This window comes from Streptomyces sp. NPDC057424 (assembly GCF_042803315.1).
In the GTDB taxonomy this organism is placed as follows: domain Bacteria; phylum Actinomycetota; class Actinomycetes; order Streptomycetales; family Streptomycetaceae; genus Streptomyces.
In genome coordinates this window covers 42145-58576 of the sequence record NZ_JBHVCP010000012.1, presented here as the reverse complement: position 1 = coordinate 58576, position 16432 = coordinate 42145, and the positions used below count along the sequence as shown (strand labels likewise).

Annotated in this window: 14 protein-coding genes and 2 pseudogenes; 8 read left to right on the top strand and 8 right to left on the bottom strand. The window is 71.8% G+C overall.

Annotation, left to right across the window (positions count from 1 at the left end; all coding sequences use genetic code 11):
* Positions 1-259: 259 nt before the first annotated feature.
* Together ACFU3E_RS13070 and heR are read left to right on the top strand one after the other, a co-directional pair.
* Complete coding sequence (locus ACFU3E_RS13070) at positions 260-1288, top strand: TerC family protein (protein WP_384155829.1); 1029 nt, start codon at positions 260-262, stop codon at positions 1286-1288.
* Positions 1285-2022: pseudogene (gene heR / locus ACFU3E_RS13065) on the top strand (heliorhodopsin HeR); the annotation flags it as partial. The gene ACFU3E_RS13070 and the pseudogene heR, both read left to right, overlap by 4 nt.
* Before the next feature lie 138 nt (positions 2023-2160).
* Here heR and ACFU3E_RS13060 read toward each other — a convergent pair.
* Positions 2161-2586 carry a peptidoglycan-binding protein gene (locus tag ACFU3E_RS13060; protein ID WP_384156116.1) on the bottom strand — a complete coding sequence of 142 codons (426 nt, stop codon included), beginning with the start codon at positions 2584-2586 and terminating at the stop codon, positions 2161-2163.
* A gap of 118 nt (positions 2587-2704) precedes the next feature.
* Entirely contained in the window at positions 2705-4741 is a 2037-nt protein-coding gene (locus ACFU3E_RS13055) for a bifunctional glycosyltransferase 87/phosphatase PAP2 family protein (protein WP_384155826.1), read from the bottom strand.
* 357 nt (positions 4742-5098) lie between these two features.
* On the opposite strand from ACFU3E_RS13055, the gene proP reads away from it, so the two are divergent.
* Together proP and ACFU3E_RS13045 are read left to right on the top strand one after the other, a co-directional pair.
* Positions 5099-6484 carry a glycine betaine/L-proline transporter ProP gene (gene proP / locus ACFU3E_RS13050; protein WP_384155823.1) on the top strand — a complete coding sequence of 462 codons (1386 nt, stop codon included), beginning with the start codon at positions 5099-5101 and terminating at the stop codon, positions 6482-6484.
* Positions 6485-6573: 89 nt separating this feature from the next.
* Positions 6574-7245: an O-methyltransferase gene (locus ACFU3E_RS13045; protein ID WP_384155820.1), complete on the top strand. Its 672-nt coding sequence runs from the start codon at positions 6574-6576 to the stop codon at positions 7243-7245.
* Positions 7246-7255: 10 nt separating this feature from the next.
* Here the strand turns inward: ACFU3E_RS13045 and ACFU3E_RS13040 are convergent, their stop codons facing one another.
* Positions 7256-7648, bottom strand: coding sequence for a hypothetical protein (locus ACFU3E_RS13040; protein WP_384155818.1), 393 nt, complete (start codon positions 7646-7648; stop codon positions 7256-7258).
* Between the two features lie 96 nt (positions 7649-7744).
* Between ACFU3E_RS13040 and ACFU3E_RS13035 the strand changes: the two genes are divergently transcribed.
* Entirely contained in the window at positions 7745-8152 is a 408-nt protein-coding gene (locus ACFU3E_RS13035; RefSeq protein WP_384155815.1) for a DUF1992 domain-containing protein, read from the top strand.
* Between the two features lie 19 nt (positions 8153-8171).
* Here the strand turns inward: ACFU3E_RS13035 and ACFU3E_RS13030 are convergent, their stop codons facing one another.
* Complete coding sequence (locus ACFU3E_RS13030) at positions 8172-8816, bottom strand: hypothetical protein (protein WP_384155812.1); 645 nt, start codon at positions 8814-8816, stop codon at positions 8172-8174.
* 5 nt (positions 8817-8821) lie between these two features.
* Entirely contained in the window at positions 8822-9520 is a 699-nt protein-coding gene (locus ACFU3E_RS13025; protein WP_384155809.1) for a hypothetical protein, read from the bottom strand.
* A 170-nt stretch (positions 9521-9690) separates the two neighbouring features.
* On the opposite strand from ACFU3E_RS13025, the gene ACFU3E_RS13020 reads away from it, so the two are divergent.
* Positions 9691-10182 carry a GNAT family N-acetyltransferase gene (locus tag ACFU3E_RS13020; RefSeq protein WP_384155806.1) on the top strand — a complete coding sequence of 164 codons (492 nt, stop codon included), beginning with the start codon at positions 9691-9693 and terminating at the stop codon, positions 10180-10182.
* Positions 10183-10184: 2 nt separating this feature from the next.
* Here ACFU3E_RS13020 and ACFU3E_RS13015 read toward each other — a convergent pair whose 3' ends face one another.
* On the bottom strand, positions 10185-12236 hold the full coding sequence (locus ACFU3E_RS13015) for a DHA2 family efflux MFS transporter permease subunit (protein WP_384155804.1): 2052 nt from the start codon (positions 12234-12236) through the stop codon (positions 10185-10187).
* A 159-nt stretch (positions 12237-12395) separates the two neighbouring features.
* Between ACFU3E_RS13015 and ACFU3E_RS13010 the strand changes: the two genes are divergently transcribed.
* Both ACFU3E_RS13010 and cpt read left to right on the top strand, forming a co-directional pair.
* Complete coding sequence (locus tag ACFU3E_RS13010) at positions 12396-14012, top strand: peptidoglycan-binding protein (protein ID WP_384155801.1); 1617 nt, start codon at positions 12396-12398, stop codon at positions 14010-14012.
* A 27-nt stretch (positions 14013-14039) separates the two neighbouring features.
* Positions 14040-14570, top strand: a pseudogene (gene cpt, locus ACFU3E_RS13005) (chloramphenicol phosphotransferase CPT); the annotation flags it as partial.
* Positions 14571-14608: 38 nt separating this feature from the next.
* On the opposite strand, the gene ACFU3E_RS13000 reads toward cpt, so the two are convergent.
* Both ACFU3E_RS13000 and ACFU3E_RS12995 read right to left on the bottom strand, forming a co-directional pair.
* Positions 14609-15268: an HAD-IA family hydrolase gene (locus ACFU3E_RS13000; RefSeq protein ID WP_384155798.1), complete on the bottom strand. Its 660-nt coding sequence runs from the start codon at positions 15266-15268 to the stop codon at positions 14609-14611.
* A gap of 206 nt (positions 15269-15474) precedes the next feature.
* Positions 15475-16056, bottom strand: coding sequence for a TMEM165/GDT1 family protein (locus ACFU3E_RS12995; protein WP_031131378.1), 582 nt, complete (start codon positions 16054-16056; stop codon positions 15475-15477).
* Positions 16057-16432: the final 376 nt, after the last annotated feature.

Genomic DNA, 16432 nt, shown 5'->3' with positions numbered 1-16432 from the left:
AAAAGTTTTCGCGTAACACTTGACGGGAATCAGAGGGTCAGGTGACGCTGGAGACACCCCCACCGCACCGCCCGCGCTGCGGCCGCATCGCCGGCACCGCCCTACGGCGGCCCACCCGATCGGGGAGGTGAGCACCTGTCGCGACCACCAGATGAACCAGCGCCCGGGCCCGGCAGCCCTCCGTGACCCGCCAGGGCCCAGGGCACCACCCCCCTCTCGGTATTCGTCCTTCCGCCCTCGCCCGAGGAAGCCGATCCACATGAATGAACTGTCGTTCGCCGTCCCGCTGTGGGTGTGGGCCGCGGTCACCGTCGGCATCGGCGTCATGCTCGCCGTCGACCTGATCGCCCACCGCGACAACCACGTGATCGGCTTCCGCGAGGCCGCGCTGTGGAGCGGCCTGTGGATCGCCATCGGCCTCGGCTTCGGCCTCATCCTTCTGGCATGGCAGGGCGGCGAGGCGTCCTCGACGTACTACGCCGGCTACCTGATCGAGAAGGCCCTGTCGATCGACAACGTCTTCGTCTTCGCGCTGGTCTTCTCCTTCTTCGCCGTGCCCGACGCCTACCAGCACAAGGTCCTCTTCTGGGGCGTCCTCGGTGCGCTCGCGGCCCGCCTGGTGTTCATCTTCATCGGCGCCGAACTGCTCCAGGTGTTCTTCTGGACCGCCTACCTGTTCGGTGCGTTCCTGATCTGGACCGGCTGGAAGATGGCCGTCTCCAAGGACGAGGAGGTCCACCCCGACCGCAACCCCGTCGTCCGCCTGGTCAAGAAGCTCATCCCCACCGACCCGAAGTTCCACGGCGACAAGTTCTTCATCCGTGTCAGCGGCAAGCGAGTGGCGACGCTGCTGTTCGTGGTCCTGATCGCGGTCGAGGCCACCGACCTCATCTTCGCCGTCGACTCCGTCGCCGCCGTCCTGGCGATCACCACCAACACCTTCATCGTGTGGACCGCCAACGCCTTCGCCGTCCTGGGCCTGCGCAGCCTGTACTTCTGCCTGGCCGGACTCCTGCGCCGTTTCGCCTACCTGCACTACGGGCTCGCGGTCCTGCTCGCCTTCGCCGGCGTCAAGCTCATCCTGTCCGAAACGCCCGTCGGCAAGCTGCCCATCCCCCTCACCCTCGGCGTCATCGTCGTCACCATCACCGTCTCCATCGTCTGGTCGCTGATCGCCACCCGCGGCGAAGGCGGCGACCGCGGAGAGGCGGACGACGGGACCAGCACCGAACGGGACGACACGGCCCACAGCTCCCAGCCGCATCATCCGCAAGGACGGCCGTCATGAACCGCCTCGGCCGCGGCCGACGCGGACCGGCAGGCGGCCCTCACCGGGCGACCACCGGCCACGGGAGAGGAACTGTGCAGCGAGAGGACGGTGCGTCGGTGGCCATCGGTGTCACCGACGAGCGGCTCGCCGGGCTCCGGAGGTGGAACCTGGGGCTCGCGCTGCTGCACCTGCTCCAGGCCCTGGTGGTCGTGCTGCTCGCCGGAAGCTTCTCGATCACCGTCACCTCCTCCGTCCCCGAGGGGCCACCGGGGACGACGGCGCCCACCCCGGAGGCATTGTTCGACGTACCGATCGGCTGGGCCGTCGCCGTCTTCCTCGCCCTCGCGGCAGTGGACCATCTGCTGACGGCGACGGTGTGCCGCCGCGTCTACGAACGCGACCTCAGACGTGGCATCAACCGTTTCCGATGGCTGGAGTACGCGCTGAGCGCGACCCTGATGGTGCTCCTCATCGGCTTCTACGCGGGGATCACCAGCCTCAACGCCGTCATCGCCGTCGTCGGCGCCAACGTCGGGATGATTCTCTTCGGCTGGGTCCAGGAGGCGATGAACCCACCGGGACGGGCGCGGACCAGGATGCTGCCCTTCTGGTTCGGGACGCTGGTCGGCGTCATGCCGTGGGTCTCCATCGCGTACAACGTCGTCGCGGCCGAGACCGTCCCCGGCTTCGTGTACGGGATCGTCCTCGTCCAGGCCGCCCTCTTCTTCAGCTTCGGTCTCAACCAGTGGCTCCAGTACCGCGAAGTGGGCCGGTGGGCCGACTACGCATATGGCGAAAAGGCCTACCTGGTCTCAGCCTCGCGGCGAAGTCACTTCTGGCCTGGCAGATCTTCGCCGGCTCGCTGGCCGGCTGAACGTCCGTCAGCCCCGTCAGCAGAAGGGCGCGTCCGGGGCGTTGGCCCAGAAGGAGAGGAAGGACCAGGTCTGGGCTCCGATGCGACCGTCGACGACGATGCCGGCGCACTGCTGGAAGGCCCTCGTCGCGGACTGCGTGACGCGGCCGAAGTCCCCGTCCACGTCCAGACCGGCGTCGATCGCCTGGTTCAGATAGCACTGGGCCTGCTGGACCACCGCCCCGGACGACCCCAGACGGAGGTTCGGCCGGTTGATGGTGAAATCGCAGATGTCGTCCGGCCCTTGAGCCGCATGAGCTGCTGGACGGTTCAACTTGTCCGCGGCCTGCGCGGGTTGCACCACCGCGGTCGCAGAGGTCCCAGGTGATGCCGCTACAGCCGGTGCTCCCACAAAGGAGATTGGCACAGCCAGCGCCGCTACGGCGATGAACACACGTCGCATCCCGGATCACCTCCACAATGGGCGCCCCTTTCTCATCGTGCGCGGCCCTCACCCAGGTTGCATCTCGGGGATGACCGGGCCAGGGGTGGAGCCGGGCGGCGTGGGTCTCGGGATCCTGTCAGCCGTGCACGGGTTTGCGGGTCGGTGCGGGTTCGCGTTCGGCCGCCACCGTTCGCGCCCGCGGCCCCTGGAGGAGATACACGATGCCGAAGCCCGCCGCGATCACCACCGCTCCCCCCGCCGCGTCCAGCACCCAATGGTTCGCCGTCGCCACGATCGACGCGAGCGTGAGCAGCGGATGCAGCAGGCCCAGCGCCTTCATCCACCAGCGCGTCGCCAGTACCGCGATCACGACGCCACACCACAGGGACCAGCCGAAGTGCAGCGACGGCATGGCCGCGTACTGGTTGGTGAGGGCCGTGAGCGTGCCGTAGTCGGGCTGGGAGAAGTCCTGGGTGCCGTGCACGGTGTCGATGAAGCCGAGCGTCGGCATCAGCCGGGGTGGGGCCAGGGGGTAGAGCCAGAAGCCCACCAGGGCGAGCAGGGTGGCGAAGCCGAGTGCGGAGCGGGCCCAGCGGTAGTCGCCAGGGCGGCGCCAGTAGAGGACCGCGAGGACGGCCAGCGGGACGGCGAAGTGGAACGACGTGTAGTACTGGTCGAAGAAGTCCCGCAGCCAGCCGATCCCGACGACGGTGTGGTTGACCCAGCGCTCGATGTCGAGGTGCAGGACGCGCTCGACGTCGTAGACCTGCATGCCGTTCCCCTCGGCCTCGGCGCGCCCGGCCGAGTTGCTGCCGCCGGTGGCGGCGAGCCGGACCTTGGAGTAGGCGGCGTAGGTGACCCGGATGAGGAGCAGTTCGAGGAGAAGATTCGGCCGGGTGAGGACCCGGCGCAGGTACGGCACCGGCGGCACGCGCCGGGAGCGGGCCGCGGCGGCGGGTGCGTAGGCGGTCGGTGTCGGTGACCGGTAGAAGGGCGAGGCGCGGGACAGGAACGGCACGGCGGTGGCGGCGGCGAGCGCGGCCAGCAGGACGACGTTGTCGCGCAGCGGGTGGAGGGACTCCACGTCCGGCAGCATCGTCTTGGCGGACAGGGTCATGACCAGGACGACCGTGACCGGCCACACGTACCGGTCGCAGGCGCGTGCGCCGACCCGGCCGACGACCGTCAGCAGCACCCACAGCAGCTGGTGCTGCCAGGCCGTGGGCGAGACGACGATCGCGGCGCAGCCGGTGACCGCGACGGCGAGCAGCAGCTGGCCGTCGCGGAAGTAGCGCACGGCCCGGCGCAGGGCCAGGGCGGCGACGGCCGCGCCGAGCGACAGGAAGAGCGCGACCTCCGGGGGGCCGTTCAGGCCGAGCCGGAGCAGGGCGCCGTGCAGGGACTGGTTGGCGAGGTCGTCGGCCGGGCCGCCGAGGCCGGCGCCCGCCATGTGGTGGACCCAGTACCGGTGGGAGTCGTGCGGCATCACCGACCAGGCGAGCCCGGTGCAGGCGGCGAAGGTGACGCCGGTGGCGAGCGCGGCGCGTCTGCGGCCGGTGCACCACAGCAGGGGCGTGAACAGCAGCAGGGTCGGCTGGAACGCCGCCGCGACGCCGATGAGCAGGCCGCTGGTCCGCTGGCCGCGGGCGGCGAAGCAGCCGAGCAGGACGAGCAGGACCGGGATGACGCTGGTCTGGCCGAGCCACAGGGTGTTGCGGACGGGCAGGGACAGCATCAGCAGGCTGATGGCGACGGGCGCGGCCAGCAGTGCCGTGCGGCGGCTGACCGGCTGGGGCAGGGCACGGGCGGCGACCAGGCCGAGGGCGGCGACGAGCAGCAGGGTGCCGAAGGTCCAGCCCCAGCCGAGGGCCTGTTCGGCCGAACGGGTGAGGGGCTTGAGGACGAGCCCGCCGAAGGGCGTTCCGGTGAAGCGGGCCGAGTCGTACAGGGAGCCGTTCACCTGCAGGACGCCGTTCGGCCCGACCCAGGTCTCCAGGTCCGTCAGCCGCTCACCGCGCGGGGTGGCGACGACCACGGCCACCTGCCGGGCGGCGAGGACGGCGGCGATCAGCCACAGCCCGAGGCGGGCGGCGCGCAGGCGTGTGCGGGCCCCACCGGCGGCTGTCGCTCCGAAGCCCTCCGCCGGCCGTCCGCCGTGATCCGCATTCGCCACGCCTCGTCGGCCTCTCGCAGCGGTTCATCCCGCATGTCCTCAATGCGGTGATTCCTCCTGCGAACCCTATGGGGATCGTGCGATTCCGGGGAAGAAGACGCGAGCAACGTCGACCGTTCGCGCGGACGGTGTGACGACTTCTTGCAGACGCGAGAAGGATCACATGAAGATCGGTTGGACACCGCTCCCCGGAGGGCAGAAGCACCTGCGCAGCAACGATTTACGTGCAGCATGCAACGAAAGGCGTACTGCCCGTAAGCGGAGCAAATCCGCCTATCGTCGCTTTTCGGCCCGTACGACAGCGCCGCCGCGCGGGACCGCGCCCCCCGTCCCCGTCGAAAGGTAGGCGAGCGAGTCTTGTCGACTGCCTCAGTCGTCGCCCCCGCGACCCTCGGGAAGAGCCGTACGGCGAAGACCCCCGACCCCACCGTCACCGACCCCGCGCTCGTCAAGCGCGCCGTGAAGGCCGCCGCGCTGGGCAACGCGATGGAATGGTTCGACTTCGGCGTCTACAGCTACATCGCGGTCACGCTGGGCAAGGTCTTCTTCCCCTCGGGCAACCCCACCGCCCAGCTGCTGTCCACGTTCGGCGCCTTCGCTGCGGCCTTCCTGGTCCGCCCCCTCGGCGGCATGGTCTTCGGCCCGCTCGGCGACCGCGTCGGCCGCCAGAAGGTCCTCGCCCTCACCATGATCATGATGGCGGCCGGCACCTTCGCGATCGGTCTGATCCCGTCGTACGCGACGATCGGTGTCGGCGCGCCGATCCTGCTCCTGGCGGCCCGTCTCGTGCAGGGCTTCTCCACCGGCGGTGAGTACGCGGGCGCCTCCACGTTCATCGCCGAGTACGCCCCCGACAAGCGGCGCGGCTTCCTCGGCAGCTGGCTCGAGTTCGGAACGCTCGCCGGCTATATCGCCGGCGCCGGCCTGGTCACGATCATGACCGCCCTGCTCTCCGCCGACGACCTGACCTCCTGGGGCTGGCGCATCCCGTTCCTGGTCGCTGGCCCGATGGGCATCATCGGCCTCTACCTGCGGCTGCGCCTGGAGGAGACCCCGGCGTTCGCCGCCGAGGCGGAGAAGGCCGAGAACAACCGCCCGAAGACGCCGTTGCGCGAGATGGTCACCGGCCAGTGGCGCGCGCTGCTGCTCTGCGTCGGCCTGGTGCTGGTCTTCAACGTCACCGACTACATGCTGCTGTCGTACATGCCGAGCTACCTGACCGGTCAGCTCCACTACGACGAGACGCACGGCCTGCTGGTCGTCCTCGGCGTGATGGCCGTGATGATGATCGCCCAGCCGTTCGTCGGCGCGCTGACCGACCGGGTCGGCCGCCGCCCGGTGATCGCCACCGGCTGTGCGGGCTTCCTGCTGCTGTCCGTCCCGGCCCTGCTGCTGATCCGCGAGGGCAGCCTGCTCGCGGTCGCGCTCGGCATGGGCGCCCTCGGTCTGCTGCTGGTCTGCTTCACGGCGGCGATGCCCTCGGCGCTGCCGGCGCTGTTCCCGACGAAGGTCCGCTACGGCTCGCTGTCGATCGGCTTCAACGTCTCGGTGTCCCTGTTCGGCGGCACGACCCCGCTGGTGGTCACGGCCCTGATCGGCGCGACCGGGAACATGATGATGCCCGCGTACTACATGATGGCCGCGGCCGTGATCGGCGGCTTCGCGGTGTGGCGCATGACGGAGTCGGCGGGGCGCCCGCTGCCCGGCTCGGCGCCCTCGGTGGCGGGCCGACACGCCGGGTGAAATCCCGCTGACAGCGACGCGCGCACCAACTATCTTCGTCAGCGCCAGTAGTTAGGGATGCTAACTATGCTGACGAAAGGTAGAGGCGCATGAGCGAGTCGCACGTCTGGGACGAGGTCGACGCCTATTTCACCGCCCACCTCGCCCCGGACGACGAAGCCCTGGCGGCCGCCCTGCGCGACAGCGACGCCGCCGGGCTTCCGCACATCAACGTCGCCGGAAACCAGGGCAAGCTCCTCCAGCTCCTCGCCCAGATCCAGGGCGCCCGCCACATCCTGGAGATCGGCACGCTCGGCGGCTACAGCACCATCTGGCTGGGCCGCGCCCTGCCCGCCGACGGGCGGCTGGTCTCCCTGGAGTACGACCCCCAGCACGCCGAGGTCGCGGTCCGCAACATCGCCCGCGCCGGCCTGGACAAACTGGTCGAGGTGCGGGTGGGCCCGGCCCTGGAGTCGCTGCCCAAGCTGGCCGACGAGAACCCGCCCCCGTTCGACCTGGTCTTCATCGACGCCGACAAGGCCAACAACCCGCACTACGTGGAGTGGGCGATCAGGCTCACCAGCACGGGCAGCCTGATCGTCCTCGACAACGTCGTACGGGGCGGCCGGGTCGTCGACGCGGGCAGCACCGCCCCGGACGTGACGGGCACCCGCACCGCGATCGAGCTGATCGCCGCCCATCCGAGGCTGAGCGGCACCGCGATCCAGACGGTGGGCATGAAGGGCTACGACGGGTTCGCGCTGGCCCGCGTGCTGGCGTGAGGCCTCGCCGTCACACCTCGTGGTAGAAGCCCACGTTGACGCTGCGCGGGGCGGTCCGGTCACGGATGATGATCTCGCCACTGCCGCCCCGGGGCAGCGGGACGGTGCCGCCGTAAGCGAGGGGCTGGACGTACTCCCCCATCGTCAGCCGCACTTCGGAGGACGGGTCGGGCTGCGAGCCGCGCAGCCAGGTGAGATGCCAGGTCCCCTCCGGCCCGCACAGGAACTCCAGGTGGACCCGGGAGACGAACAGCCAGTCGTCCGGCGTGCTCAGCCGGCACACGGACTTGTCGCGGCCCACCCGCAGCACCGCGCCCGGCTCGCTGGGCGCTTCGGCCATGAGCATGCCTGCCGTGGCGCCCGCCTCCGCCTCCGCGACGGTGGCCATGGTGAGTTCGAGCACGTGCGCTCCTTCTGAGACGTCCTGGGTGGGTCTGCCAGACAGGCGCCCGCCGCATGATAGAACGCCTGGCCGCGCGGTGTCCGGCACAATGGCCTCATGACCGAGCGAAAGCCACCCGGCGTCGACTTCGAGTCCTGGGTCGACAAGCAGATCCGTGACGCGGAGGCGCGCGGGGAGTTCGAACGGCTGCCGGGAGTGGGCGCACCACTCCCACCCGACGTCGAGAGCACCTACGACGAACTGTGGTGGGTCAAGCGGAAGATGGCCCGCGAGGGCTTCTCCGTCCTCCCCCCGGCGCTGGCGTTGCGCAAGGAGGCGGAGGACGCGTTGGAGGCCGCGCTCGCGGCCCCCTCGGAGCGGATCGTCCGGAAGATCATCGGCGAGATCAACGACAGGATCCGGGACATGATGTTCAGGCCGCCGCCCGGCCCCCCGCTGGGAAAGAAGCCGTACGACGTCGAGGACGTCGTACGGCGTTGGCGGGAGCGCCGGGCGGACCGGTGACCGGGGGACTCGCCCCGGCTCACACGTTCAGCAGCCGTTCGGCCAGTTCGCGGTAGTCCTTCAGGGCCAGCCGCAGCTGTTCGGTGTCGGCGGACGAGACGGACCTGGCCTCGCCGCCCTCGACGGACTGCCAGGAGTGGCGCAGGGTGCGCCGGCGCTGCGCCACGGCCTCGGTGAAGCGGGCCGCGATCTCCTCCAGCACGTGGTCGGCCTCCTCGACGGCGGCCCGGGGCCCGTCGACGAACCCGGCGACGGCGTGCTGCAACTGCGAGCCGAGCTTGTCGGACTCGTCGTGGGCCAGGAGGTGGGACCGGTTCTTGGCGGAGCCGGCCTTGTCCGGGCCGGTGCCGTGGTCGCCGCTAAGGGCTTCGGTGCCGTGCCGGTCGGTGCCGTGGCGATCGGTGCCGTGGCGATCGGCGCCGGGCACATCGGCGACGGGCACATCGGTGCCGTGGGCCGCGGCGCGGTCGGCGTCGGTGCCGTGGGCCGCGGCGCGGTCGGCGTCCGTGCCGTGCGGGACGCCGCGGTCCGCTTCCAGGTTGCGGGCCGTGTCGTGGTCCGTGCCCGGTGCGGTCGGGCGGCGACCGGTGCCCAGGGCGCTCTCGCCGTGGGCGTCCGGGGTGGCCGGCGTGTGGTCGCCGGGCGGTCGGGTCATGTCGGCCATCTAGCTCAACTCTCCTTCGCCTGACGTCGGTTGACCGCCCACGGCAGGTGCCCGCCGCGGGCCGGAGCCTTGCGGCCGCCGTTCAGGGCGGCGCGCTCGCGTTCGCTGTCGTGCCGTCCGCCGGTACGACCGCCGCCGCCGTGGCGGGCCGGCTTCACCAGCTCCTCGAACAGGGCGCGGGCCGCCACCATGGCCTCACGCATGTCTTCCGTACCCTGGCCGCCGTCCCGGGCGTCCTCCGCGCGCAGATGCGCCGCGCGGTGCACGCGCCGGTAGCCGTCCACGTGGTGGGCGTGGTGCACGGACAGCGCGGCCAGCTGTTCCTCGTACTGCCCGCCGTCCGGGAAGCCCCGGGCACCGGCGAGCTCGGCGAGCAGCCGGTCCGCCTCGGCGACCGCCTCGCGCGGCGAGTCGACGAACCGCTCCTGTGCGGCCGTCCAGCGCGCCTCGTACTGCTCGCGCTGTGCCGGCTCCAGCGACCGCTCGCGCAGGTCGCCGTGGCGCTGCACGCGCTCGGTCAGTTCGCGCTCGGCCGCTTTGGCGTCACCGTCGTGCCGGGCGACGGCCCGGTCGTACTCGGGTCCGAAGCGCCGCTTCAGGCTCGGGCCGCGCCGAGGCCCGCGGGCGCGCAGGGTCATGACGGCCGCGATGATGACGACGACCGCCGCGATCACGATCAGAGCAATGATCAGGCCAGTGGACATGAATGCCTTCCGGGTTCTCGGCCCAACCGGCTCTCCTCGCGAGCCGGTTCGCCCGTCGGGTAGCCCCAAAGCCCGTCTCCAAACGGCCCCTGGGCGCAACCGGGCGCGAACACCCGGCCGGAACCAATCCGGTTGCGTGTCCGGTGGGGCGCCTGCGGAGAATGCGGTTCATGACCTGGACCGTGACCCCGGAACCGTACGACTCCCCCGTCGCCGCCGCTCTGTGGCGGGCGTACTACACCGAGGTCAGCGACCGCTGGTACCTGCTGCACGAGGGGCGCCGGACGGACCCGGCCGAGCTGGAGCGGGAGATCGCCGCCCAGCCGGGCACCGGCCTCGCGCCCCCGCGCGGCCGGCTGCTGGTCGCCCGGTACGGCGGTGAGCCGGCCGGCACCGCGGGCGTACGGCTGTTGGACGGCACGACCGCCGAGCTCAAGCGGGTGTTCCTGCACGCGTCGATGCGCGGCCGGGGCGGCGCTCCGCTCCTGGTGCGGGCCGCCGAGGACGCCGCACGTGCGCTCGGCGCCACCCGGATGATCCTGGACACCCGCGGCGACCTCGTCGAGGCCCGCGGCCTCTACGCCCGCCTCGGCTACGCGGAGACCGGGCCGCACAACGACGACCGGTACGCGGAGCACTGGTTCAGCAAGGGATTGGCCTGAACTCAGACCCTCTGCTCCGTGGAGCGCGTGCTGTACGGCCGCTCGCGCCGGGACCCGCACAGTTCGCCGTTCAGCTCCCGCACGAGCCTCTCCAGGCCGGTCGGCCGGTCCGGCCCCCACCAGTCGCCGAGCAGTTCGGCGAGGGACTCCTCGCGGGCCGCGGCCAGTCGGCCGGCGACCTCGCGTCCCTGGCCGGTCAGGACCATGTCGACGCCCCGGCGCACGGCGAGGCGGCGCTCCTCGGCCTGCCGGGCGGCCTCCATGATCACGGTCAGGGGCACGGGCATGGTGTCGGCCAGCGCACCCGGCTCCACGGAGCCGTAGCGCCGTATCCGCAGCAGCAGCCAGCTCGTCGCGGGCAGCAGGTCGTAGCCCGCCCGGGCGGTGATCTTCCGGTAGATCTCGCGGCGCCCCGCGCGGCTGCCGAGCACGGACAGCGCGCGGCACACCTCGTCGTGCGAGGACCGCTCGACGGGGTTGCTGGCCAAGGTCTCGGTGACGTCGGGCGCGGTGACGGAGCCGCGCAGCCGGTCCTCCTTGAGGAACCAGGCCAGCACGAAACCGAGGAGCGCGACGGGGGCGGCGTACAGGAAGACGTCCGTGATGGAGACCGCGTAGGCGTGCAGGGCCGGCGGGCGCAGGCCGGGCGGCAGGGCGGCGATGCCGCCCGGGTCGGCCTCCAGCGCGTCCACGGAGAGGCCGGGCGGGAGCTGGGCCCCGCGGAAGGCGTCGGTGAGCTGCTCGCCGAGCCGGCCCGCGAAGACCGTGCCGAAGACGGCGACACCGAACGAGGCCCCGATGGAGCGGAAGAAGGTCGCGCCGGAGGTGGCGACGCCCAGGTCCTCGTACGGGACGGCGTTCTGCACGATGAGCACGAGGACCTGCATCACCAGGCCGAGTCCGAACCCGAAGACGAAGAAGAAGCCGCTCAGTTCGGCGGTGGAGCTGTCCTCGTCGAGCTGGTGGAGCAGGAGCAGCCCGAGCGTGGTGATGCCGGTGCCGGCGATCGGGAACACCTTCCAGCGGCCGGTGCGGCTGACGATCTGCCCGGAGGCGGTCGAGGCCAGCAGCAGACCCACCACCATCGGCAGCATGTGCACACCGGACATGGTGGGGCTGATGCCCTGCACGACCTGGAGGAAGGTCGGCAGGTAGGTCATGGCGCCGAACATGGCGAACCCGACGACGAAACTGATCACGGCCGCGAGCGTGAAGGTCCGGACGCGGAAGAGCTTCGGCGGCAGCACGGGTTCGGCGGCCCACCGCTCCACGGCCACGAAGGCGACGGCGAGGACGACGCCCAGCACCGCCAGGCCGATGATCTGCGGGGAACCCCATCCCCAGGTCGTGCCGCCGAGGGAGGCGACCAGCACCAGGCAGGTGGCGACGGCGGCGATGAGGAAGGTGCCGAGGTAGTCGATGACATGCCGCTGGTCCTTGCGCGGCAGATGCAGGACGGTCGCGATCACGGCGAGTGCGACGACGCCGACGGGCAGGTTGACGTAGAAGACCCAACGCCAGCTCAGATGCTGGGTGAACAGCCCGCCGAGCAGCGGCCCGAGCACGCTCGTCGCCCCGAAGACGGCGCCGAACAGCCCCTGGTAGCGGCCGCGCTCACGAGGCGGCACCAGATCGCCGACGATCGCCATCGACAGCACGATCAGCCCACCGCCACCGAGCCCCTGCAAGGCCCGGAACGCGATCAGCTGAGCCATGTCCTGCGCGGCGCCGCACAGCGCTGACCCGACCAGGAAGATCACGATCGCCGTCTGGAAGAGCCTCTTGCGCCCGTACTGGTCGCCTAGCTTGCCCCACAGGGGGGTGGCGGCGGTCGCGGCCAGCAGATACGCCGTGACCACCCAGGACAGGTGATCCAGACCGCCGAGTTCACTGACGATGGTGGGCAGCGCGGTCGACACGATGGTCTGGTCGAGGGCGGCGAGCAGCATGCCGAGGAGCAGGGCGCCTATGGAGACCAGGACGTTCCCGGGCACCTGCTCCCGGGGGGCCGCGCCCTGGGGCTTCAGTGTGGTGGCGTTCCCGTCCCCGGCCATGAGACCTCCCGTGTCTCGTGTGACATTTTCCATCGTGACCGCTGTGACCTGTTATGGCCCGCCGGGCCCTTTTGGAAGCAGTGGTTCCGGAAGCTCGTCGGCCGCGCTGTGGAGAAGATCTGGATAATCTCTGGAGTTCGCGAGGGGAGGGAGGAACGCGTGGAACCGCTGAACGGCCACCCGTGCCCGGAGTGCGGCACGCCCAGACAGCGGGACAACACCCCCGCCTGCGCCTGCACCCACCGGGCCTCCGAGGCCCTCCGCGATGCCCGCACGGCCCGGGCGGCGGCAGCGGAGGACTTCGATCCGCTGCGGATCCGCCCGTACGTGGAGATCAACGCCGGGTCCTCCGGACCGGACGGGGGCGAGGTGCAGCCCTCCTCAGCGCACCCGGGGGAATCCGTGACGGCGTCCGAGGCCGTCCCGGCCACGCCGTCCCCCACCGCACCCCCGGCCCGCGCGGCCGAGGCCACCCCGCACGCCTCCCGCACGGACGCCCCGGCCACGCCCCCGCAGACGCCCGGCACCGCCCCCGGGCGATCGGTACCCGCCCCCGCGAAGGCCTCACACGCCGAGGCCCCCGGCCCCGAAAGCACCCCGGGCGAAACCCCGACGACCGGCACCACGCCCCCGCACCGGCACACCCCACCGGCACCCCCCGGCGCCCCCACACGACCGCGGGCACGCTCCACGGAGCCACCACGCGCCGAGAAACCCGGACCCGCGACCCACGGCACACCGGACCCCAGCACCACACCCCCGCACCGGCACACCCCACCGGCACCCACGGCCGCCCCCCGGCAGCCTGACACCCGCCCCGCGGCGGCACCGCGCACCCAGAGCACCGGGCCCGCGTCCGACGGCGGATCGGGTCGGGTCGTGGCAGCGGGCACCGCTGCCACGCTGCCGCACGGCGCGGCCTCACCCCCCGGGAGTGCCGCCCGGCCGCCCTCCCCCGCCGATGCCACGATGCCGCTGCGGCCGGTCGACCAGGACGCGACCGCCGTGCTGCCGGCCACCCCCGGCGCCTCGGTGATTCCGACTCCCCTGACTCCTGCCGCGACCGACCCGAGCGTCACCGACCTGCGCATGTTCGACGGCACGACGAGGGCGGAGCGCGGCACGCGGGAGGCGGGCGAGCCCGGCGCGCGGAGGTCCGGGCGACGGCGCCGGATCCTGCTGATCGCCGCCGCCGGAGCCTGCGTCGGCGTCGTCGCGGCGGCGGGGTACGCGAGCGGGTTGTTCTCCTACGAGAGTCCGTCCCGGGACACCGCCCTGCCGGACGACATCCGGGCGAGCGTGCCGGACGCCCCGTCCAGCAGCGCGGCGTCCGCGCCCGCGCAGGGCAGCGCTTCGGCGGCTCCACCGGAGTCGGCCGCACCCCGGCCGACGCCGTCCCGCACCGGGAGCCCGTCCGCCTCGCCGTCGCCGTCGGCACCGAGCGCCTCCGCGAGCCCGTCAGTGTCGCCCTCCCCTTCGGCACCGCAGCCGTCCGCCACGACGACCGGCCCCGGGCAGGCGCCCCCGGACGGCTCCCGCCAGAACGGCGGCCCGGCCGTCCTGCGCCTCGGCGACCGCGGCCCGGAGGTCACCGAACTCCAGCTCCGTCTGCGCCAGTTGTTCCTGTACAACGACGACGCCGACGGCACCTTCGACGACCGTCTGGAGGACGCGGTCCGCACCTACCAGTGGTCGCGCGGCATCCAGAGCGACGCCCTGGGCGTCTACGACCGGGAGACCCGGACCCGGCTGGAGTCGGAAACCCGGGAGCCATGACCGTCCCGGCCGTCCTACGGTGAGGCCGTGACTACCGATGTGATCGTTCTCAACGGCGGTTCGAGCTCGGGGAAGTCCGGGATCGTCCGGTGCCTGCAAGAGGTCCTGCCCGGCGCGTGGATGACCTTCGGCGTGGACTCGTTCGTCGAGGCGCTGCCCGCGAAGCTGCAGGGTTCGGACGGCGGCATCGCGTTCGCGGCGGACGGCGGCGTGAGCCTCGGCGCGGAGTTCCGGGCCCTGGAAGCGGCCTGGACCGAGGGCATCGCCGCCATGGCCCGCGCCGGCGCGAGAATCATCGTCGACGACGTCTTCCTCGGGGGCCCGGCGTCCCGGCAGCGGTGGGAGAAGGCCCTGTCCGGGCTCACCGTGTTGTGGGTCGGCGTCCGGTGCGACGGCGCGGTCGCCGAGGGCCGCGAGATCGCCCGGGGGAACCGGGTCCGCGGCATGGCCGCGTCACAGGCCCGGATCGTGCACGAGGGCATGAGCTACGACGTGGAGGTGGACACGGCGCACACCGAGTCCCTCGAGTGCGCGCGCGCCGTCGCCTCCGAGGTGACGCGCGCGTCCTCCGCCCAGGTGAGCCGGGCGGCCGGAGCTCATCCGATGTGCAGGCGGATCGTCCCGTCCGCCGCGGCCTCCACGCGCACCTTCGTGAGGTCCTCGACCACCACGTCCGGCTCGTGGAACGCGGCGCGGGGCCCGATCCCGACCACCGTCATTCCGGCGGCGCGCCCGGCCGCTATCCCGGCTCCGGAGTCCTCGAACACCACACAGTCGGCGGGGGCGATCCCCAGCTCGGCGGCGCCCTTCAGGAAGCCCTCGGGGTCGGGCTTGCTGGCCCCGACGGACTCCGCGGTGACCCGCACCCCGGGCAGTTCCAGACCGGCCGCGGCCATTCGCGCCGTCGAGAGCGGCACATCGGCGGAGGTCACGAGCGCGTGCGGCAGCCCCCGCAGCGAGGCCAGGAACTCCGGCGCCCCGGGGATCGCGACGACCCCGTCCGTGTCGGCCGTCTCGTCGGCGAGCATGCGGGCGTTGTCGGCGTGGTTCTGCTCCATCGGCCGGCCGGGCAGCAGCAGCGCCATCGAGGCGTAGCCCTGGCGGCCGTGGACGACCTTCATGACCTCGTCCCCGTCGAGCCCGTGCCGCTCGGCCCAGCGCCGCCAGACACGTTCGACCGAGGCGTCCGAGTTGACGAGGGTGCCGTCCATGTCCAGCAGGAGGGCGCGGGTGGTGAGCACGGCGGTGGCCGTCATCGGCAGCTCCAAGGCTCGGGGCGCGTTCCAGCGCGGGAGGGGGGCGGACGACGGATCGCGACCGGCACGCCCCGGGGACAAGGCGGCCCCGCCCGCCGGTCAGGGAAAACGGGCGGAGGCCACTTTGTTCCTCCACGGTACAAAACAATCCCCGCTTCGCGCCAGGGGCCCAGCCGGATGTTCGTCCAGCGTTCGGCCCGCCCGGCTCAACCGGTCACGGCCTCCCACAGGCTCCACACCCCGAGCGCCAGCATGACCAGCGCCGCGATCTGCGTGATCAGCCGCAGCGGCACCTTCTTCATCAGCGCCTTGCCGCCGACGATGCCCAGCCCGGCCACGGCCCACAGCGCGAGCACCGCACCCAGGCCGACGGAGAGCGGGTCGTCGTAGCGGGCGGCCAGGTTCGCGGTCATGATCTGGGTCAGATCACCGAACTCGGCGACCAGGATGAGCATGAATCCGGCGCCCGAGACCTTCCAGAAGGACTGGTTCTCCGGCCGGCGGACCTCTTCCTCGTCCTCGCCCTTCTTCAGCAGCAGCACCGCGGCCCCGCCCAGGAAGAGCACGCCCGTGAGGGCCTGCACGATCTGCTGCGGCAGCAGCGTCAGCACACTGCCGGCCGCGACGGCGAGCGCGACGTGCAGCGCGAAGGCGGCGGCGACACCGGCGAAGACGTAGGAGGCGCGGTAGCGGGTGCCGAGGACGAGGCCGGCGAGGGCGGTCTTGTCCGGCAGTTCCGCGAGGAAGACGACACCGAAGACGACGGCCGTCACGGTCAGGCTGATCAAGGGTTCCTCAATCGGTCGGGGCCGCCCCACCGAGAGTGCTGGACTTTCGCACACGACACCTCGGCACGGCAGCACACGCGGCACCCGTGCCGGGAGGCACGGGCGTGCACTGCTTTGCCGAAGGTCTCGCTGGCGGGTCCGTGAAGGACCGGCCTCCGGGCGCCGGCTCAGGCGGGCTGAGCAGTATGTCGACGGTCCGGCGAAGAGCTACTCCCCTTCTGCGCCGTCCATGGTACGCGACGCCTTTGGCGAGAAACTTTCCGCCTGAAACCTTGTCATGTCATGGACTCGTCACTAACTTCTCACCGGGCGCACACCTGTGCGCAACACGGCACCACGAGCATTCCCCTCGCTCGCAAGCCAGCACCCCCCTCTC